The organism is Fluoribacter gormanii (genome assembly GCF_900156395.1).
Classification (GTDB): Bacteria; Pseudomonadota; Gammaproteobacteria; order Legionellales; family Legionellaceae; genus Legionella; species Legionella gormanii.
Genome location: NZ_FTNL01000001.1, coordinates 49470 through 69619, shown reverse-complemented (window position 1 = coordinate 69619; position 20150 = coordinate 49470). Strand labels below are relative to the sequence as shown.

Genomic DNA, 20150 nt, shown 5'->3' with positions numbered 1-20150 from the left:
CCGATGAAAATTTACGAGCCTCATCTGGTTAAGGTTTTGTCTGAAATTAGGGAAAAAGAACATTCAGGGTTATTGCATTGCGGCCGTGTGAGCCGGGCAGTAGGCCTTACTTTAGAAGCCAAAGGGTTTAATCAACCTGTAGGTGCACGTTGTTTTATAACTATTGATGAATCACGCACGATAGAAGCTGAGGTAGTCGGCTTTAGCCAAGATCGTGTTTTTTTGATGTCTATAGGGGCGATTCAAGGACTCGCCCCAGGAATGATTATTACTCCAACTGGACGTGTTGCTCAGGTAGAAGTGGGTAATCAGCTATTAGGGCGAGTTGTGAATGGATCAGGGGTTCTTATAGATGATGGTCCACCTCTTGAGATGAAGGATGCATATCCTTTAATTAGCCCAGCGGTTAACCCTCTAAAACGAGCAGTTATAGATACACCTTTGGATGTAGGCATCCGTGCTATTAATGGGTTACTTACTGTTGGACGAGGGCAACGTATTGGATTGTTTGCGGGATCAGGAGTAGGAAAATCTGTTTTATTAGGGATGATGACTCGTTTTACCCAGGCGGATGTAGTTGTTGTTGGCTTGATTGGTGAGCGTGGCAGAGAGGTTAAAGAGTTTATTGAATTGAATTTAGGTGAGGAAGGTTTAAAGCGTTCGATTATAGTGGCTGCTCCTGCAGATGAAAGCCCCCTAATGCGTTTGCATGGTGCTAAAGTAGCTACAAGTATTGCTGAGTATTTCCGGGATCAAGGTAAACATGTGCTACTGCTTATGGATTCATTAACTCGTTTTGCACAAGCACAAAGAGAAATTGCTCTATCTATTGGTGAGGCCCCAGCAACGAAAGGTTATCCTCCTTCGGTGTTTGCAAAATTACCGAAGCTTGTTGAACGGGCCGGCAATGGGGAGCCGGGTAGTGGTTCGATTACTGCATTTTATACGGTTTTAACTGAAGGGGATGATTTGCAAGATCCAATTGCTGATGCTGCACGGGCTATTTTGGATGGGCATATTGTTCTAAACCGGTCTATTGCTGAAGAAGGACAATATCCTGCTATTGATTTGGAGGCTTCGATAAGCCGAGTAATGCAAACTATAGTCCCTGAACAACAAATGAATGATATGTTATTATTCAAAAAATATTTATCATTATATGAGAAAAACAAAGATTTCATTCTGCTCGGAGCATATGCTAAGGGAAGTGATCCTAATCTTGATAAAGCGATTCACGCTCGAGATAAAATTCGGGAATATATTGAGCAAGGTATTAACCAACGGTTCGCCTATAAAGAAAGTGTGGCGATGTTATCCCAATTAGTATCATCTTTTGGAGCTAATTGATGAGTCAACGATTGGAACGTTTAAAACAACTTTTGCAGATCAAAAAGGAAGCCACATATGCCGCATATCAAGACCTTTTAAAAGCACAGGAGCAATTCAAACATAATAAGTTAAAGCATGAGCAATTAGTGTCTTATCGACAGGATTATTTAAAACAGGTTGAGAAAATTGGTGAACAAGGAACCGTAGTTGCTCGACTACGTAACCGAATCGATTTTATTAGCCATTTGGACACAGCTTTAATACAATTGAATGCACATTTAGCTTATTTAGGGAAAGTAAGGTCTAAGGCTGAACTTAATTACAAACAAGCAAAAATTTCTGAAGAAGGAGTTAACCAATTGGTTGACCGGGTTAACAAGAGTGAACAACTCAAACTCCAGCGCATCGAACAAAAAGAAAATGATGAGTATGCGCAAAAGCAATGGTATAGTAAAAAAATCAATGAGTAATCGAACACTAAGCGTGAGCAAAGTAGTAAAAAGAATTTGGATGCTTTTAGCTATCCTAATTATTTTTATGGCTGTTTTATCCAGCATCTTCCGATCTTTGACTCCCTGGGCGAAAGAATATAAGGGGGAGGTTGAGCATCATCTCTCAATTCTTATAGGGCAGCCGGTAACCATACAAACAATGGAAACAGGATGGTATTGGTTCCAACCAGTGCTTAAATTAAATCAGGTTACTTTAGGTAATGATTCAGAGCATGGTTTTCGTATCAATAAATTGTTAGTTGGTATTAACCTGTTTAAATCATTATGGAATTGGCAGATCCAACCTGGGGTCCTCTATATTGATGACATGCATTTAAATTTGAGAGAGAGGGATCATCACTGGACTATTGATGGTGTTGCAACTGATTCGCTCAATAGCAGCGATATGACCCCCGAGAAAACCAAACAAATTTTGACCTGGCTATCGCAACAAGAACACTTAATTATCAAACAGGTTTCAGCATATTTCCATTTTAGTGATGGAGGATTGATTCCTGTTAATGGTTTAAATGTATCGGTTGTTAATCGGAGTGGACATTATAAATTTAAGGGCGAAGCACGGCTTGCGCAAACCAGTAGTACAAATTTTCAGCTGCTAGGCGATGGATATTTTGATCCGGAGCATTTTGAGGAAATCGAAGGAAAGTTTTATTTTTCGGCTAAAAATGTTGTGCCTGCTCAATGGCAAAGCTTATTTCCTAAAGCAACGGAACATTTGGAAGGGGGTAAAGGTTATATTAATTTATGGCTTGATGTGCATCACGGTGCGATTTCTTCGGTACAAGCGCAGGTAACCTTCAAGCGACTGGCTTGGAGGCTATTGAACAATCAACAGAGCCAACTTATACAGTCATTCTTTGCTAATTTCTCTTGGAAGCCCGACAATTTGGGTTGGCAGTTTCAAGCCGAGCCGATTAAATTACGTGTCGGCGGAGTGACATGGCCTGATAACAAATTATTGCTTAAATACAATAAAGAACAACAAAGTTACCAATTATTTGTAAAATCAATCATTGTTGAATCGCTGTTTTCTAATGGGATTAACTGGCCCCAAAGCATCCAAAATATATTGAGCATGAAGCCTCAAGGAATTTTGCAAGATACCCAAATTCTTGTCGCCTTAAATACAAATGTTTCAGTTATTCCACCAATTCCGGTTTTTAACACGTTTACTGTGAATCAACAATTAACATCAGAATCCTCGACATCTCTTGGCACATCTCAGAATATTAATGACACATTACAAATAAGAGGCAATGATTTTTCCATTAATGACTATTCAATAAATTATGTTTTAACTCGTTTTGAGCAACTTGGGTGGAATGCCAAAGACAATATTCCTCAAGTAAAAAATCTTTCAGGCGTCATAAATTGGCAGCCTGACCAAGGACGTTTAGAGCTTGACTCTGAAAATACCTCCATAAAAATTAAAGGGTATCCAGAACAAACATTAACCTTGCTTAATGGAGCTTTCGACTGGAAAGAGTTAAGCGATGGTTTGCGAATAAGTATGGAGCGACTCGTCATAAACCAACCCGAACTCACATTAAGTATGCAAGGCGCAATCGATCAGGCGACTCGACAATCTGTAGGTAATATTCGTCTAGGCGCTGAATTTTCTGGAAAGAATTGGCAACAATGGGTTGCGTTTTTACCTAAAAAAAACATGAAACCCAAATTATATCTTTGGCTGAAGAATGACTTAAAACGTATCGCATTCGCGAGTGGAAGAGTAAGGGTTAACGGTTTGGCAAAAGATTTCCCCTTTGATAACAATACTGGCGAATTCACTGTAGAAAGTTATGCAAGCGGAGGAGAGCTTGCAATTAACTCCAAATGGCCGGTTGTAAAAGAGATTGATGGATACATTCATCTAAATAATCGTAATCTGAATATTGATATAGTCCATGCTAATTTCCAGGGAGTACCTGCAAAGCAAATGTTTTTGCGCATTAATGACATAGGAAAAAATAAAGAGAATTTACTGGTAACTGGGAAAATTGATGCATCAGTACAAAAGATGATGAACTATGTCATGGCATCTCCGCTAAGGAAAAAGCTATCGCTTCTAAAGATGTTATCCGTAAAAGGCTCAGCTTTACTTGATTTGAGTGTACAGGTGCCTCTATACCCAGAAAATGACGAAGTGCTTGCCAAAGGGAATGTGACTTTTAAAAATAATACGATTACAGTCAATCATGAATTAGGTCAATTTGCTGTACGGAATGTATCAGGTGGGTTGATGTTTAATGAAACTGGGGTAATCGACAGTTACCTGTTCGCCAGTATCTTGGGACATCCAATGAATATTAAAATTCAATCAGTTAAACTACCCAAGCCTGCTACAACGATTGCAATTAAAGGAAAATGCACGGTTGACTCCTTGAAAAGCCAATTTAAATTACCGATTCTTTCTGTAGTTGATGGCTCATTCGATATGGACACGGTGCTGAAGTTAAGTGATAAACCCTCAGAAGCAGACAGCATCAGTTTTAATAGTTCACTTCAAGGATTGGATGTTAATTTGCCGGAGCCTTTAGGTAAAAAATCAGATACCAAGGCCCCTCTTGAATTAAATCTTGAGCTCAACGCGAAGAAACTAATGCGTTTACGAGGAAATTACGACAATCGTTTAAGTGCAGATCTGCTCTTTAAAAACACGAAAGGGGCCTATGCTTTTGATTCAGGACAAGTACGATTAGGTAGTGCCAATGCTGTAAATCAAAAATTACCTGGACTATCTATTGTGGGTGCATTAAAAGGATTTGATCTACAAGAATGGAAGGATGTATTCAATCAATTTTCTTCACCAAAAGCAGGAGCATCCCTGTTAAACAATCTGCGAATTATCAATGTAACTGTAGATAAATTGAGATTTTTGAACCAGCAATTTAATAAAATGATAGTCAAAGCAAAAATATTGCCTAGCAAAGATTGGTCTTTTAATTTAAAGCAGAAAAACATTGCAGCGGATTTAATCTATCGAACACCTGCCAATGAATTAAGTGGTCATGTGTACCATTTAAATTTAGAAAAGATTGATACAGTAGGTGATGAACTTACAGAGACTACCAAGGTGCATCCAAACCAAATACCGAATCTCAATTTACGGATTGATAATTTGTCTGTAGAAAAAGTGCAAGTGGGTGATGTAACTTTGAAAAGCCAATCCACTGCTGAAAAATGGAAACTAGACTATTGCCAGATTACTTCTCCAGTATATCAGTTTAATGTTCAGGGAGAATGGATTGAGAAAGAGAAACTAAATCAGACCAATCTTGATGTAAAACTGAGTATCACGAATTTGGCTAAAACTTTAGAGCGTTGGCATGTACCCCCAACGGTTCATGCGAAAAAGGGATACATGGAGTTTCATGGTGGCTGGAATAAGAGTTTATATCAATTTTCTCTTGCTTCATTGAAAGGATCGATGTATTTACAACTGAAAAATGGAAGAATTACGCATCTAAGTAAAGAGACGGAAGAAAAGTTAGGTCTGGGTAAACTGTTAAGTATCTTAAGTTTGCAAACCATTCCACGCCGCTTACAATTAGATTTTAGCGATTTGGCGCATCAAGGATATAGTTTCGATATTTTTCAAGGAAACTTTATTGTGAATAAGGGAATTATGGGGACCCAAGACAGTTATCTAGATGGTCCTGTTGCTTATGCAAGCATGAAAGGAGATCTTGATTTAGTGAAACATACTTATGATCTGAACTTGAAAATATCCCCACATATAACAGCAAGTTTGCCTGTTGTTGCGACTATTGCTGGTGGTCCTGTAGCGGGTGTTGCAGCGTGGGTTGCAAATAAAATTATTAACCAAAGTATGCAAAAAATTTCTGCATACAGCTACAAAATTTCAGGACCTTGGAACGAACCTGTTGTGCAACAACTCGATATTATTAAGAAAATAATGAGAAAGGAAGAATCCTAATCTTAGGGATTTAGCTTAAATGTTACATTTTATATTTGATCGTTATTGGGATATTTGTTTATTTAAAGACAGTCCGGAAAATACACCTTATTCCATTTCTCTGATGGTATTAAGCAGTATTTTGTTGATCTTACTTATGACGATTGAATGGGATTATTCTTATTTCAATTCCTCTGAAGATCTAATCAATAATGCCTTTATTTCAATATGCTTGGTTATTTCTTATATTATTTATACTTATCTGACTTTGTATTTTAAGGGATTAACTTCACGATTGGTGCAAACGGTCACCTCCTTATACTGTATCAATATTATCATCCATATATTGGTAGTTCCCTTATTGATTATCGCACCTTATCTATCTCTTATTAACTTAAGAAATCCATTGTTAATATTTGTTGGTATTCTTTATTTGTTTTTCAGTTTAGGATTATCTGTTTGGCAGTTTGTTATCATCGCACATATATATAAGTTCGCTTTAAACACAACAGCGATTCAATCAGTATTGGCTGCATTTGGTTTAATGGCGGTTAATGTTTTAACGGTTTCTTTCTTACAATGAACTTAGGATTATCATGCATTTACATATTTTAGGTATAAGCGGAACTTTTATGAGCGCTCTGGCTTTACTCGCGCGTGATGCTGGGCATAAAGTTACTGGAAGTGATGCTAATTGTTATCCTCCAGTGAGTGATTTGCTTGCAGCAAAAGGAATTATCTGGACTGAAGGGTATGATGATACTACTTTAGCGTTGCAAGCAGATCTGGTCATTGTGGGTAATGCAATGAAAAGAGGGATGCCTGTACTTGAGGCGGTCATTGAATCAGGTAAGCAATATACTTCAGGACCACAATGGCTTGCTGAAAATATTTTATCCAAATATCAAGTAATCGCTGTTTCTGGGACGCATGGCAAAACGACGACTACTTCAATGATTGCCTGGATTCTTCATCAAGCAGGATTTAATCCTGGGTTTTTAATTGGCGGTGTATCTTCTGATTTCAAGACGAGTGCTTGTCTTGGTTCGGGTAAATGGTTTGTGATTGAAGCAGATGAATATGATAGTGCGTTTTTTGATAAACGCCCTAAGTTCATGCATTATCGTCCAAGAATTGCTATTTTAAACAATCTGGAATTTGATCATGCAGATATTTATCCTGATCTAGCAGCGATTCAATTGCAATTTCATTATCTGATGAGAACTATCCCTGCGAGTGGTGTTGCAATTAAACCACGAGATGATAAAGCCTTGAATGAAGTGATTGCACGTGGCCAATATTCACGAATCGAAGAGTTGGCTTTGGATGGAGATGCTCAATGGTCAGCCCAATTAATTGAGGAAAATGGTTCTGCGTTTAAAGTCTTACAGCAAGGAAAGGAAGTAGCCGAAGTCAAATGGCCATTAATTGGACGTTTTAATGTGGAAAATGGTTTGGCAGCTCTTGCAGCCAGTGTAAATGCTGGAGTTGAACCCAAAGTTGCAGCGGAAGCTTTAGAACGATTTACTCCAGTAAAACGTCGATTAGAGGTTCGGTCAAGTAAACATGATATAACGGTTTATGATGATTTTGCACATCATCCTACAGCCATTATGCGAACGGTTGATGCTTTAAAACGAAGTAATAGACATCAACGTATTTTTGCAGTGTTGGAGTTTGCATCGTATACCATGCGTACTGGTGTTCACTCAGATGAAATGGCACATGCTTTGAAACCAGTTCATGGAGCGTATGTTTTAGAGCCACATGATTTTAACTTGCATGAAACTGTAAGCAACTGGACTTGTCCTTATAAGATTTGTAAAAACCATGATGAAATAATTAAAGAAGTAACCGATACAGTGCAAGCAGGAGATGCAGTTTTGGTTATGAGTAACCGAGGGTTTAATGGAATTCATCAACGTTTAATCAACTCTATCGATGAACGATTTTCGAGGTAGTTTAAGGGGCTCCCGTTACATGCCGCTGAAACTAATGGACACCGTGGATCCTATTTACCTATGATTTCGCGCTCACTATTTGTAGGAAAATTGTTATGTCTCTGCTAAACGAATTTACAGACTCTTATAATAAAATAGCTGCAATCAATATGGACATATTGAATCGTTTGTTAGGAAAGCAACCCTTTCGAGAATTAATGCTCCAAATGCAACAGAGGGGAGTTATTGATTTTAAAGAAGACAAGTGGAAAAAATTGGATACGAAATCACGGGCAGAACTGAGGATATTTGTTTTTAGTCAAGAAATTGCCAAAAAAATTGCACCACGCTTATTTCCAAATGTTGATTTCAATAAATTCCAATTAATTATCCCTCAAAACTTTCCTAATCCATCTTGCTTATCCCCAAATGAGCTCTTTGAAACAATAAATAGCTTTGAAAAACTAGTGGATAACTATCTAATCGATACACTGGCAGAACGTACGTATATAGATTGTGCGATAGACTTTATTAAAGTTTGTGCCAATTATTTATTAAGCTTATTAACGCCTAGCAAAAGTCAATCCTTTTTTGAAACGACCAGTCTTAAGTTAGAACAAATTAAATCACAACAGCAACGTCTTCATTCAATTTTTGACAAGTTATCTGAAATTGAACGAACTACGGCCTTAATCCCGGTGCCAGAAGGTTTTAAAGTCCCAGAAGACGATGACTATAGCACGAAAAACATGCTTGGAATTTTTATTTAATTTGAACTAAAGCTATTGGCATTAGATTGGTACACTCAAAGAGACATTGGCATTTACTATAGAAATTTTCATTTTACTCTAGGACAATGTCTTCGGTAATAACATAAAAACTTAGTACGTAAGTAGTTCTTCGTAGCCAACTTTACTGAGTTATCCTCGAACTTATTGGGCATAAAAAAACTAGAAAAAAGACTTTTAATTCTTTTTATGTTCAATTAGTTAAATTAATAGTTGCAATATTTTTTATAGGTTGCTATAAAAAATGAAGGCGTTTACATTTTTGGACAATGACGCGTTGCCGTTATTGCGGGTCAAAATTTGCAGGAGGGACGCAATGACGAAGTTTGCCGAATTTCAGCAAAAAGCGAAAAGACTAGCAACGTGTTTGGCGCGATCTTATGGACACCATGTGGGATGTTTGAATTTTTTCTCCTTATTCATTCCTAATCATGTTGCCATCGATGATGCTGCTACAATAAGTATGTTGGCTCACAGTTTAGATGAGACTTATGAATTAATCCAATATGTTAAAGTTGTTAAGAGGGATCCTACGCTAACTCTAGATGATTTCAATGAATTTAGAAGACAGGTTCTTATTGGAATTTATTTGGTTAAATGGTTCCAATATAGTTCTTCAGTAAGTAATTATCTTTATCAATCTTTGATTGATTTATTTCGTAGTCATTTAGAAGTCCAATCTCTTGAAGAAATGGACAAGGATTTTTTTAATTCATGTTTGAGCGAGTTCAGTTACTATTGCACTTTTGTATTTGAACGACGAGAAGAAAAAACATACAGTGAGCTGAATATGCGATTAGGAGCAACAATTCAAAAGGACATTCATGAAGCAAAATATTTTTCGTCTGGCAAGAATTCTTCATCTTTATATGGGCTTTGTAGGGGAATTATGAATTCTTTGGGAATGAGTATGTATTAAGGAGGATGTATGACTTATATTCCGCCAACATTTGCAAAATTTAGAGTCAATACGCTGAACCTAGAGACAAAATATTCCACTATATTAGGTAGATATACTGTAGTGGATGGCCAGGTTAGTGATGGATTATCTTCACCACAACAGTCTAGTCTTGATGTATTAATTGCTAGAACTAATGAAGTTATTAAATGTAAATCGGACCGAATCCCTCAGATTGAAGTGTTTAATCAATTGGTTAATGAATTACGCCAAATTCCAAAAGAAAATAAAAGAGATACAGAGCAGGGCGCTTTGTTTTTATTAGGGGCATTAATTCATCGTTATTTTCGATTGATTAAGGAATACGACAATTTTAATTACTATGCGTCTTGGACTATATGGGGCAAATGTAATGTAACGGATTGTAAGTTATTCCAAGCGATAAGAAGGGCATTGAAATTTAAAGAATTAGACTCAGACTTGATAAAAAAGACGTTTAGAGTAGATGATTTAAAAACTCTTGATGTTGTGACCATTGTCAAAGCATTAGAAGTTTTTCGTAATAACATGTTGCTTGAAGATAAAGAGAAAGTTCCTCGCTTCATGAAATACCCCCATTTTGCTGAAGATAGAAATTTCAAATCGTACTTACAGGATATTATTGATGAACATGCGCGACGCGGTGCAGCTATCCTAAATCGGTTTACAGCAATTGAATTTATTAAAACTCTAGCAGAACAAATTGAAAATGAACGGCAACAACTTGAAAAAGATATAGAAAAATGGTGTAAAGGTGTGGCAAAAGATTATAAAGATTTTAACGTCTTTAAAAATTTAGACGAAGAGGCAATTAATCTAAGTCTTATTAAACATATTGAATCAGAAACATCAAGAAATATAATTTTTAGTTTATTTTATACTCCATTAATTCAAGATAATCTCGAGTTCACAGACCACAGCTCTTTTTTAACAAAAATGAAAGCCTGTTATGATTCTACCTGCAGCTATATGCTTTTTGGTGGTTATGTATTGTTATTAAAGCAATCAAAGATACTCGATACAGATCTGCTATTTACTATCCAGCAGGCTTTAGGCTTGGAAGTGAGTCTGGATGAATTGACTAAAGAGGATATGCTCAATGGAGTGAAATTTCTCAAACAATTCCTTGATACAGAGCCTGGTGCCTCTTTGGACTGCACATTTTTTAATGGAAAAGATAAGATGCTTACTGCCATCGCGAGAGCAGAGAAAGAGTTAACCATGCAAGATGCGCCGAAAAAAGAGGAAGGTTTAGTACTCACATATTGATTGTTACTGAGCAGTAGCCCCTTAGCGCAGCGGAAATCCTGGTTAAAAACTTGATTCATGCCCAGAAACAGGTTCGCTGTGCTGGCTATAATTTATGGTTTGCTTTTTAAAAACTCATTTTCTTGCTGGATGTAATCAAGATCAAAGTGAAACAAATTAAATTTTGTATTTTTATCATAAATATCCAGTTGTTCAATTTCTTTTAGTTTATTGACTAGATTTATGGAGAAAGGGAGACCGCAAAGTTCAATAAATACTTTAATGAACCACATCGTGAGCATCATAGCAATGAAAGCAAAATCAGGTATTGTTTTATAAAAAGCGATTGTTGTAAAAATAACACTATCTAGTCCTGAAGCTAAAAATGTGGAAAGAAGAAACCGTCCCCCCATATATCGACCCTGGACTTTAATTTTGGTTTTGGCAATCAGATAAGAATTAAACGATTCAGCAATGAGATAACTGATAAAGGATGCCAAAATAATTCTAGAGTTAATAGTGAGCAAGGCATCAAAAATTGCATTATTGGTTGTAAAATTTGGGTTGGGCATATGGATAACAAGCTGACCATATAAAATGAAAATCAAATTAAATACGAACCCACACCAAATAGTTCGGCGCGCATATTTATAACCGTACACTTCGGTAATCAAGTTAGAAAGTAAAAATGAAAATGGAAAAATCAATGTACCGGCATCCGTTGTTAAGCCCCAAATATTAATTAATCGTGGGTCAAACCAATTGGCCAGGATAATTATCATGGAGTAAGTTAAGGTCAAATACCATAAATAACTCGAATGAATATCAATTTTTCTATGGTTAGATGGATCGCTTATTGTTGTATCCATTATCAAAGCTCTAATGAAAACGGATTAAAATTGGTTTTCACATCGTAGTGATCCACATTATCTGTTCTTTTTAGATAATTTGAAACGTGATATGTGATCGGTAATGCACATATTTCATATAGAACTTTGAGTAAATACATCGTTCCAATAATTTGCCAAATGCCTGAATAAGGAATTATGAATAGAAAGGCAATATGAGTAAAAAGTAAAGTATCAATACCAACACCGATCATGGTACTTGTAATCGCGCGTAGCCAAAGTCGCTCGCCAGAGGTCAGGACTTTGAGTTTGGCCAAAATAATTGAGTTGGCAAATTCACCAAAAAAATAACTGATGACAGATGCAATAAACACTCTAAATGTGCCTTGATATACTGTTGCATAGGCTTGTTGATGAGGCCAGTAGGGAGATGGACTCAAATAAATGGTAAGCCAAGTACCTAAAAATACAATAGTATTCGCAAGTAACGCCGTCCAAATGATCCGCCGGCTCACTTTAAAGCCATATACTTCAGTCAGAATATCATCAAAAACATAAGTTAAAGGAAAGAAAATTAAACCGGCAGCAAAACTTATTGAACCAAAAGAAGCAATTTTAAAGGCTGCTAAATTCGATAAAATTAAAAAAGTCGTAAAAAGGATTCCTACACTGATCACACTAGAGCGGTTTGCTGCCGTTTGCTTGGGAAATCTTTTAATTAGATCCAGGTTATTCGTTTGTTCTGCGGAATATAAAGCTGCTATATGCGCTACATCTTCGTGCGAAAAATTATCCAGCCATTTTTTTTGATACAGTTCACTTACAGGCATATCAAATATTGTCGCTTTACCAGTAGCTTGGACTTTAACATAAACTTTTGCAATATTTTGATAATTCTCGTCAACTGAAATAATCCGATACGCATTAGAAATTATTTTATCTGACGGTATCTGAAACAGTTGTTTTATTCGATGAAATAATTTATTGATCATTGTTTTTATATTGAGAAATGATAATGTCTGACGCCCTTATTATGCCTAAAAATAAAGCAAAAGTCAGTACACTTATGCTTGGGACTCTTATTGGACAAACCATTCAAATGGAGCCACTTACTATAAATCATTATGCGTGTTTGCGTTATCCAGCTAATGATGCTCGAATTTGGACTTATATGCCAAATAAAGCGAATGGTGCGTTTTATGATTCCTGGTTTCAGGATTGTTTGCTGAAGCATATGCAGGGCATACAACTCACTTATGTGATAAGACGGCTAAAAGATAATAAGTTAATTGGAAGCCGAGCCTATTATGAGATCGACTTGCACCATAAGAAATTGGAAGTTGGCTATGGTTGGCTGACTCCATCAGCATGGGGTAAGCAGTATAATCATGAGTCTTTATTTTTGTTATTTCAAAATGCATTTGAGATTTGGGATATCAATCGAGTGCAAATCGCAACGGATCCTCGTAATGTTAAAAACTACAATACATTAAAAAAATTAGGAGCAACAAAAGAGGGGGTATTGCGCCAACATATGGTTCATCATAATGGTCAAATCACAGATACAGCCTTATTTAGCATTCTTGCTGAAGAATGGTCGGGCGTAAAAAAGAGATTGGTGGAACGATTGGAGCAGATAGGGGCAGATCGAGGTTAGAATGAGTTGTAACCTGGGTTCCCGCAGCGAAACCCAGGTCAAATGTTTGATTAATGACTCATAAACTTCATCTCTCCATCTTTATAAGTCACCTTGATTGTTTCCCCTGACTTAAATTTTCCTGTCAATATATTTTGAGCTAGAGGATTTTCCAGTTGTTGCTGAATAGTACGTTTTAAAGGTCTTGCACCATATACTGGGTCAAAGCCTGCTTCTGCCAAGTGTGATAATGCTTCTTGAGTTACATCCAGATGGATGTCTTGTTGATTCAAGCGTTTTTGCAAATAGCTAATTTGGATCGCTGCAATTTTTGCAATTTGATCTTGAGCAAGGGCGTGGAAGACCACTGTATCATCAATGCGGTTAATAAATTCAGGACGAAAGTGTTGACGTACCATTTCCATAACAGCATCTTTGATTTGGTCGTATTTAAATTTATTGCCCATTTCCTGAATCAGATTGGAGCCAAGATTCGAAGTCATAACAATAATGGTGTTACGAAAATCGACAGTTCGTCCCTGGCCATCAGTCAAGCGCCCATCATCCATAACTTGCAAAAGTATATTAAACACATCCGTATGTGCTTTTTCTACTTCATCAAGTAAAATTACTGAATAGGGTCTGCGACGGACTGCTTCTGTTAAATATCCGCCTTCTTCATAACCTACGTACCCAGGAGGTGCGCCAATCAAACGGGCAACAGAATGTTTTTCCATAAATTCAGACATGTCAATGCGTACCATTGCTTCTTCAGTATCAAAGAGAAATGAAGCCAAGGCCTTACATAATTCTGTTTTACCCACACCTGTAGGACCAAGGAATAAAAATGAACCTATAGGACGGTTAGGATCTGATAATCCGGCACGTGAACGACGAATGGCATTGGATACGGCATTTATTGCTTCATTTTGACCTATGAGTCGATGGTGGAGCACATCTTCCATTTGGAGTAATTTTTCTTTTTCACCTTCCATCATTTTGGCTACAGGTATGCCTGTCCACTTCGATACGACCTCTGCTACCTCATCCTCAGTCACTTTATTACGGACTAATTTGTTCTCATGCGACTCTACTTCTGCTACTTGAGCTAAGCGTTTTTCAAGCTCTGGAATGCGTCCGTATTGTAATTCAGACATTCGACTCAAATCACCAGCTCGACGTGCGGTTTCCATTTCAAGTTTTGCTTGTTCAAGCGCTTCTTTAATTTGAGTAGCCCCGTGCATTGTTGCTTTTTCTGCTTTCCATACTTCTTCTAAATCAGAATAGTTTTTTTCTAATTCGTCAATCGTATGTTGTAGATCGTCAAGTCGTTTTTTAGAGGCTTCATCATGCTCTTTTTTGAGTGCTTCACGTTCGATTTTTAATTGAATCAAACGTCGTTCCAATTTATCCATGCTCTCAGGTTTTGAATCTATTTCCATACGAATCAAACTTCCTGCTTCATCAATTAAGTCAATTGCTTTATCAGGCAGTTGTCTGTCCGTAATATATCGGTGTGATAGAGTAGCAGCTGCGACTATAGCCGGATCCGTAATTTCAACCCCATGATGTACTTCGTAACGCTCTTTTAAACCACGAAGAATAGCAATAGTGTCTTCAACACTTGGTTCATCAACCAAAACTTTCTGGAAGCGTCGTTCCAAAGCGGCATCTTTCTCTATATATTGTCGGTACTCATCTAAAGTAGTGGCACCGATACAATGGAGTTCACCGCGTGCTAAAGCTGGTTTTAGCATGTTTCCTGCATCCATTGCACCTTCTGCTTTCCCTGCACCAACCATAGTATGAAGCTCATCAATAAAGAGAATAATTTGACCTTCTTGTTTTGCCAAATCATTAAGAACTGCTTTGAGGCGCTCTTCAAATTCACCGCGATATTTTGCCCCTGCAATCAATGCACCCATATCCAAAGAAAGCAAACGTTTATTTTTTAGGCCTTCAGGAACTTCGCCATTAATGATGCGCTGTGCCAGTCCTTCAACAATTGCAGTTTTACCTACACCGGGCTCACCAATCAAAACCGGGTTGTTTTTTGTACGTCTTTGCAATACTTGAACGGTTCTACGAATTTCATCGTCTCGACCAATCACTGGATCTAATTTACCTTGTTCTGCTCGCGCGGTTAAATCAAGAGTATATTTTTCTAGAGCTTGGCGCTGTTCCTCTGCATTAGGGTCATTAATCGTTTCTCCGCCTCGCAACTCAAGAATTGCATTTTCAATTGCTTTGGCTTCGCCTCCAGCTTGTTTAAGCATGCGAGAAAGACTGCCTTCTTCGCTTATTGCCGCTAAAACAAACAGTTCACTGGATATGAAATTATCCTTTTTTTGCTGTGCCAGCTTATCAGTAAGATTTAATAGACGATTTAATCCGTTTGAAATATGGATATCACCACCAATACCAGAGACTTTAGGAAGTTTATCTAATGCTTGATCTAAGAGAGTCCTTAATAGAGGGATATTGACGCCGGCTTTACTTAGCAGGGGTCTGCAGCTGCCTCCTTGTTGATCCAAAAGGGCTTTCATTAAGTGCTCTGGTTCGATAAAGCCATTATCTCTCCCTAAAGCGAGAGATTGGGCATCTGCCAAGGCAATTTGAAACTTTGATGTTAGCTTATCCATTCTCATGATATATAACCTTCTAATGGGTTAATGGGTGTTAATTTTTTTGTATCTACCGTAAAATGGGGCTTATTTTAATTATTTCAAGTGATGATTATGACAAACAACCATTCTCCTAATTCTACTTCGGATTCGCAAGCTTTGCTGAATCAGATCATTATTGATTATATGAAAGAAGCAAAAAGAAAACGCAGATGGAAGTGGTTTATGCGTGTTATTTATTTACTGATCATTGCTTACGTCGTTTATCAAGTATCAATGAGTACCAATGATGACATCGGCACTAATACTAAGCCTCATGTTGGCATAGTTGATATTACTGGAGAAATGGCTGAAGCAAAAGCTAATGCCGATGATTTCGCCAAGGGCTTAGATTCAGCTTATAAAAACTCTGGATTAAAGGCGGTAATAGTACGTATTAATAGTCCTGGGGGTAGTCCTGTTCAGGCTGAATACATGTATAACATGATAAAGTTTTATCAAAAAAAATACCCTGATATAAAAATTTATGCTGTTTGTGTCGATGCATGTGCATCTGCTGCTTATTATGTTGCTGTTGCTGCAGAAACAATTTATGCCAGCCCCGCAAGTATGGTTGGCTCTATAGGTGTTTTGTATAATGGTTTTGGTTTTGTTGATTTAATAAACAAAGTTGGCATTACACGAAGATTACAAACGTCTGGCGTAAATAAGTCATTTTTAGATCCTTTTAGTCCTGAAACAGATTTTGCGAAGCAAAAACTACAGGTCATGCTGGATCAGGTCCACGAGCAATTTATTAATCGAGTAAAAGAAGGTCGCGGAGATCGCTTACATATAGATAATGATACATTCTCTGGACTTTTTTGGACTGGGGAACAAGCTTTAACAATGGGATTAATTGATGGTTTTGCAAGCAGTGGGCAGTTAGCGCGTGAAATAATTAAGATTTCTGATGTGATTGATTATACCCATAAACAAAATCTTTTTGATCGAGTGACCAAAAATCTAGGTACCGCCCTGGCTGATGAGCTTCCTTTAAGTTTTGGAGTGAGGCAGGGGTTTAAATAAGTTGTAATCTTGATATCTCGTAGCCCGGGTTCCGCTGCAGTTCACCCAGGCTACGAAGCATGTACACTTCGATTTATTTCAAAACAGGAGAAATGGTTTGTAATAATGATTTAAACACTTTAGGTGTTCCAGCAACAATGTCTCCATGTTTGAGGAACTCATCGCCACCATGTAAATCGCTAATTAAGCCACCTGCTTCTCTAATTAATAATGATCCAGCCGCAATATCCCAAGGCCGTAAACCAAACTCCCAAAATCCATCAAGGCGTCCGCTGGCAACATAGGCCAAATCAAGTGCAGCCGATCCAGTTCTTCTGACTCCAGCACACTTGCCAAATAATGCTTCAAATGTGGGTAAGTATCTTTGTGCTACGTTGATGTCGCGAGATGGGAAACCAGTTCCTAAAAGTGAGGACACCAGCTGAGTTTGTTTGGAAACACGTATCCTTCGATCGTTTAAACGTGCTCCACGTCCTCGGCTTGCAGCAAAACACTCATGCCGCAGTGGATCATAGATAACGCCATGCTCTATTCTTCCTTTAACTTTCACTGCTATTGAAACGGAAAAGAAGGGGAAGCCATGTAGATAGTTAGATGTGCCATCTAATGGATCAATAATCCAAATTGACTCGTTATCTCCCTCTTGAACACCGCTTTCTTCAGCGAGGATTCCATGCTCTGGATACGCTTTATGAATTGTATGAATGATAGCTTGTTCAGCTTTGATGTCTACCTCGCTAAAATATTCATGGTTATTTTTAGCAGTAATTTTGAGGCGATCCACTTGCTCCATATGTCGAATAATAATTTCACCGGCTTGTCGTGCTGCGTTAATTGCTATATTTAAAAGTGGTTCCATGAATATACTCTTTAATCTACAAAACCGGTGATTCTATCATATTTTTTTTGCGCAAATAGAGTTAAATATGAAAAAAGCAAAAATCGTAAAAAAGTAAGTTCGATGATATGATATAGAGATCACAATGCATTAATAAAAGTTTGTATATGAAGTTAAGTTCAATTCGCATTATTCTAGTAGCTACATCTCATCCAGGTAATATAGGCTCCACAGCCAGGGCAATGAAAACTATGGGGTTAAATTCACTCTATCTGGTTAAGCCTAAATCGTTCCCTGATTATAAAGCAAAAGAAATGGCCGCTGGGGCCGATGATCTTTTAGAGAGTGCTGTAGTTGTTGAAACTTTAGATGAAGCACTAATTGGTTGCCAGCTAATTTTAGGGACTAGCGCAAGACCTAGAGGATTGTCTCTACCTGGCTTACTTCCTTCATCCTGTGCAGATTTGATAAGTAAGCAAGCAGAAGATACTCAAATTGCAATAGTCTTTGGACGAGAACATGCAGGTCTTACTAATGAAGAGCTGCTAAAATGTCATTATCATATACATATTCCCAGCAATCCCGAATATAGTTCGCTTAACCTGGCACAAGCAGTACAGATTGTCGCTTATGAATTGCGAATGAAATTATTGGCACCGAAAGCAGAGGTGGCATTGCGCCAGGATGAATATGCTACAGCGGATGAAATTGAACAATTCTATGAACATTTAAGAGATGTTTTCATTGAAATTCAATTTTTAAAAGCATCAAATCCTCGTCGTTTAATGCAACGTGTGCGACGATTATTTAATCGCGTTAATTTGGAGAAAATGGAAGTTAATCTATTACGTGGTATGTTGAGCCAGGTACAGAAGTCGCTGGAATGGGCAAGCAAAAGGGGCGGGAGTGAGCGAGATAATTAAACTACCGATCTATTTTGATTATATGGCAACAACACCGGTTGATCCGTGTGTAGTGGAGCACATGATTCGTTACTTAGGACCGGACGGGGATTATGGTAATCCTTCTTCAGTAACTCATGAATACGGTCGAGTCGCATCACTTGCCGTAGAGCATGCGCGCTTACAAATTGCGGATTCGATCCATGCATCGTCACAAGATATCGTATTTACCTCAGGCGCTACAGAAGCGAATAATTTGGCAATAATAGGTGCTGCTCACTTTTATAAGAATAAAGGGAAGCATTTGATTACCATGAGTACAGAACATAAGGCAGTACTCGATAGTTTTAGTCGCTTGGAAAAGGACGGATTCGAAATAACCTACCTGCCGCCTGAAGCAAATGGTTTACTCGATGTTGAAAAGCTGAATCAAGCTTTAAGACCTGATACTATTTTGGTCTCCATCATGCACGTCAACAATGAAATTGGTGTTGTGCAAGATATTGAGGCTATTGGTACTTTACTACGAAATAAAGGAATTATTTTTCATGTTGACGCAGCGCAAAGTGCTGGAAAGATTCCTATTGACCTCACCCATCTTTCTGTAGATTTGATGGCGTTATCAGCACATAAAAATTATGGCCCAAAAGGTGTAGGTGCACTGTATGTGAGGCATAAACCACGCATTCGTTTGCAGCCACAAAGTTTTGGCGGCGGGCATGAGGGCGGTTTGCGCTCAGGGACTTTGGCTACTCATCAAATTGTAGGAATGGGAGAAGCATTCGCATTAGCAGAACGTTTACGAGATGAAGAGCAAGCAAGACTTTTAAAATATCGCCAGCAATTATGGAACGGCATCAAGCATTTGCCAGGCATCCAGATTAATGGGGATGAACAAAAACGAATCGCTGGTAATCTGAATATAAGCTTTTCAGGTTTAGATGGGGATTCTTTATTACTGGCATTAAGTGATTTAGCTGTATCTACTACGTCAGCCTGTAGTTCTGCCAGTATCCAACCCTCATATGTATTGAGGGCTTTAGGATTAAGTGATGAGTTAGCACAAAGCACGATTCGATTATCTTTAGGGCGCTTTACTAAGGAAGCAGAAGTGAAGCATGCGATAAACGTTATTTGTACGCAAGTAACTCGGCTGCATGAAATGTCACCATCATGATGTATAATAAAATTGTACGAGATTGTTTTTTTTCACCGAAACATGTCGGTGTTGTCGATTTAAATGATCAATTGGCTGTTGTTGTTAAAAACAACCAAAAAGGTCAGGGAGTTATTGAACTCTACATGCAGTGTAATCCAGATGATACAATTGTTAAAGCTTGTTTCAAAACCAATGGCAATCCTTATATAATTGCTAGTCTGGAATGGCTATGTAGACAGCTGGAAGGGATGAGCATAATGACTGCACCACAAATTGATTATCAGCTGATTGTGAAAGAATTAGATATCCCTGTCGCTCAGTATCCTATAGCATTAAGGATTGTTGACGTTTATAAAGAAGTATTGTTTTTAATGAAGAAGATAAATCGCATCGAGAGGTAAC

Annotated in this window: 17 protein-coding genes; 13 read left to right on the top strand and 4 right to left on the bottom strand. The window is 37.8% G+C overall.

What is annotated here, in order from left to right; genetic code table 11:
- Positions 1-3: 3 nt before the first annotated feature.
- The 8 genes from fliI to BW930_RS00265 all read left to right on the top strand — a co-directional run bounded on the left by fliI (position 4) and on the right by BW930_RS00265 (position 10694).
- Positions 4-1347 carry a flagellar protein export ATPase FliI gene (gene fliI / locus BW930_RS00300; protein WP_058467986.1) on the top strand — a complete coding sequence of 448 codons (1344 nt, stop codon included), beginning with the start codon at positions 4-6 and terminating at the stop codon, positions 1345-1347.
- Entirely contained in the window at positions 1347-1799 is a 453-nt protein-coding gene (gene fliJ, locus BW930_RS00295; protein ID WP_058467987.1) for a flagellar export protein FliJ, read from the top strand. The genes fliI and fliJ overlap by 1 nt, the downstream gene beginning before the upstream one ends.
- Complete coding sequence (locus BW930_RS00290; RefSeq protein WP_274519375.1) at positions 1759-5781, top strand: YhdP family protein; 4023 nt, start codon at positions 1759-1761, stop codon at positions 5779-5781. The genes fliJ and BW930_RS00290 overlap by 41 nt, the downstream gene beginning before the upstream one ends.
- A 19-nt stretch (positions 5782-5800) precedes the next feature.
- A complete protein-coding gene (locus BW930_RS00285) occupies positions 5801-6343 on the top strand; it encodes a hypothetical protein (protein WP_058467988.1) in 543 nt (180 codons plus the stop codon).
- Positions 6344-6356: 13 nt separating this feature from the next.
- Positions 6357-7721 carry a UDP-N-acetylmuramate:L-alanyl-gamma-D-glutamyl-meso-diaminopimelate ligase gene (mpl, locus tag BW930_RS00280; protein ID WP_058467989.1) on the top strand — a complete coding sequence of 455 codons (1365 nt, stop codon included), beginning with the start codon at positions 6357-6359 and terminating at the stop codon, positions 7719-7721.
- Between the two features lie 95 nt (positions 7722-7816).
- On the top strand, positions 7817-8470 hold the full coding sequence (locus tag BW930_RS00275; protein WP_058467990.1) for a hypothetical protein: 654 nt from the start codon (positions 7817-7819) through the stop codon (positions 8468-8470).
- Between the two features lie 334 nt (positions 8471-8804).
- A complete protein-coding gene (locus tag BW930_RS00270; RefSeq protein WP_058467991.1) occupies positions 8805-9407 on the top strand; it encodes a hypothetical protein in 603 nt (200 codons plus the stop codon).
- A 9-nt stretch (positions 9408-9416) separates the two neighbouring features.
- Positions 9417-10694, top strand: coding sequence for a hypothetical protein (locus tag BW930_RS00265; RefSeq protein ID WP_058467992.1), 1278 nt, complete (start codon positions 9417-9419; stop codon positions 10692-10694).
- Between the two features lie 92 nt (positions 10695-10786).
- Here the strand turns inward: BW930_RS00265 and BW930_RS00260 are convergent, their stop codons facing one another.
- Together BW930_RS00260 and BW930_RS00255 are read right to left on the bottom strand one after the other, a co-directional pair.
- Complete coding sequence (locus BW930_RS00260) at positions 10787-11542, bottom strand: queuosine precursor transporter (protein WP_058467993.1); 756 nt, start codon at positions 11540-11542, stop codon at positions 10787-10789.
- 2 nt (positions 11543-11544) lie between these two features.
- On the bottom strand, positions 11545-12513 hold the full coding sequence (locus tag BW930_RS00255) for a queuosine precursor transporter (protein WP_058467994.1): 969 nt from the start codon (positions 12511-12513) through the stop codon (positions 11545-11547).
- A 23-nt stretch (positions 12514-12536) separates the two neighbouring features.
- On the opposite strand from BW930_RS00255, the gene BW930_RS00250 reads away from it, so the two are divergent.
- A complete protein-coding gene (locus tag BW930_RS00250; protein ID WP_058467995.1) occupies positions 12537-13178 on the top strand; it encodes a GNAT family N-acetyltransferase in 642 nt (213 codons plus the stop codon).
- Between the two features lie 50 nt (positions 13179-13228).
- Here BW930_RS00250 and clpB read toward each other — a convergent pair whose 3' ends face one another.
- Entirely contained in the window at positions 13229-15805 is a 2577-nt protein-coding gene (gene clpB / locus BW930_RS00245) for an ATP-dependent chaperone ClpB (RefSeq protein ID WP_058467996.1), read from the bottom strand.
- Positions 15806-15895: 90 nt separating this feature from the next.
- Between clpB and BW930_RS00240 the strand changes: the two genes are divergently transcribed.
- A complete protein-coding gene (locus BW930_RS00240; protein ID WP_058467997.1) occupies positions 15896-16849 on the top strand; it encodes a S49 family peptidase in 954 nt (317 codons plus the stop codon).
- 73 nt (positions 16850-16922) lie between these two features.
- Here the strand turns inward: BW930_RS00240 and BW930_RS00235 are convergent, their stop codons facing one another.
- Positions 16923-17708, bottom strand: coding sequence for an inositol monophosphatase family protein (locus tag BW930_RS00235; protein WP_058467998.1), 786 nt, complete (start codon positions 17706-17708; stop codon positions 16923-16925).
- A gap of 146 nt (positions 17709-17854) precedes the next feature.
- On the opposite strand from BW930_RS00235, the gene trmJ reads away from it, so the two are divergent.
- The 3 genes from trmJ to BW930_RS00220 are packed head-to-tail and all read left to right on the top strand — an operon-like array spanning position 17855 to position 20149.
- Positions 17855-18610, top strand: a complete 756-nt coding sequence (trmJ, locus tag BW930_RS00230) for a tRNA (cytosine(32)/uridine(32)-2'-O)-methyltransferase TrmJ (protein ID WP_058467999.1) — start codon at positions 17855-17857, stop codon at positions 18608-18610.
- Positions 18594-19766, top strand: a complete 1173-nt coding sequence (locus BW930_RS00225) for an IscS subfamily cysteine desulfurase (RefSeq protein ID WP_076547443.1) — start codon at positions 18594-18596, stop codon at positions 19764-19766. Before trmJ ends, BW930_RS00225 begins: the two co-directional genes overlap by 17 nt.
- The gene (locus tag BW930_RS00220; protein WP_172461580.1) at positions 19763-20149 is read left to right on the top strand and encodes an iron-sulfur cluster assembly scaffold protein; all 387 of its coding nucleotides are present in this window, start codon (positions 19763-19765) and stop codon (positions 20147-20149) included. Before BW930_RS00225 ends, BW930_RS00220 begins: the two co-directional genes overlap by 4 nt.
- Position 20150: the final 1 nt, after the last annotated feature.

What these genes read in the sequence shown, in the direction of transcription:
- fliI (WP_058467986.1), top strand. Translation starts at nt 4, where the DNA reads ATGAAAATTTACGAGCCTCATCTGGTTAAGGTTTTGTCTGAAATTAGG.
- fliJ (WP_058467987.1), top strand. Translation starts at nt 1,347, where the DNA reads ATGAGTCAACGATTGGAACGTTTAAAACAACTTTTGCAGATCAAAAAG.
- BW930_RS00290 (WP_274519375.1), top strand. Translation starts at nt 1,759, where the DNA reads ATGCGCAAAAGCAATGGTATAGTAAAAAAATCAATGAGTAATCGAACA.
- BW930_RS00285 (WP_058467988.1), top strand. Translation starts at nt 5,801, where the DNA reads ATGTTACATTTTATATTTGATCGTTATTGGGATATTTGTTTATTTAAA.
- mpl (WP_058467989.1), top strand. Translation starts at nt 6,357, where the DNA reads ATGCATTTACATATTTTAGGTATAAGCGGAACTTTTATGAGCGCTCTG.
- BW930_RS00275 (WP_058467990.1), top strand. Translation starts at nt 7,817, where the DNA reads ATGTCTCTGCTAAACGAATTTACAGACTCTTATAATAAAATAGCTGCA.
- BW930_RS00270 (WP_058467991.1), top strand. Translation starts at nt 8,805, where the DNA reads ATGACGAAGTTTGCCGAATTTCAGCAAAAAGCGAAAAGACTAGCAACG.
- BW930_RS00265 (WP_058467992.1), top strand. Translation starts at nt 9,417, where the DNA reads ATGACTTATATTCCGCCAACATTTGCAAAATTTAGAGTCAATACGCTG.
- BW930_RS00260 (WP_058467993.1), bottom strand. Translation starts at nt 11,542, where the DNA reads ATGGATACAACAATAAGCGATCCATCTAACCATAGAAAAATTGATATT.
- BW930_RS00255 (WP_058467994.1), bottom strand. Translation starts at nt 12,513, where the DNA reads ATGATCAATAAATTATTTCATCGAATAAAACAACTGTTTCAGATACCG.
- BW930_RS00250 (WP_058467995.1), top strand. Translation starts at nt 12,537, where the DNA reads ATGTCTGACGCCCTTATTATGCCTAAAAATAAAGCAAAAGTCAGTACA.
- clpB (WP_058467996.1), bottom strand. Translation starts at nt 15,805, where the DNA reads ATGAGAATGGATAAGCTAACATCAAAGTTTCAAATTGCCTTGGCAGAT.
- BW930_RS00240 (WP_058467997.1), top strand. Translation starts at nt 15,896, where the DNA reads ATGACAAACAACCATTCTCCTAATTCTACTTCGGATTCGCAAGCTTTG.
- BW930_RS00235 (WP_058467998.1), bottom strand. Translation starts at nt 17,708, where the DNA reads ATGGAACCACTTTTAAATATAGCAATTAACGCAGCACGACAAGCCGGT.
- trmJ (WP_058467999.1), top strand. Translation starts at nt 17,855, where the DNA reads ATGAAGTTAAGTTCAATTCGCATTATTCTAGTAGCTACATCTCATCCA.
- BW930_RS00220 (WP_172461580.1), top strand. Translation starts at nt 19,763, where the DNA reads ATGATGTATAATAAAATTGTACGAGATTGTTTTTTTTCACCGAAACAT.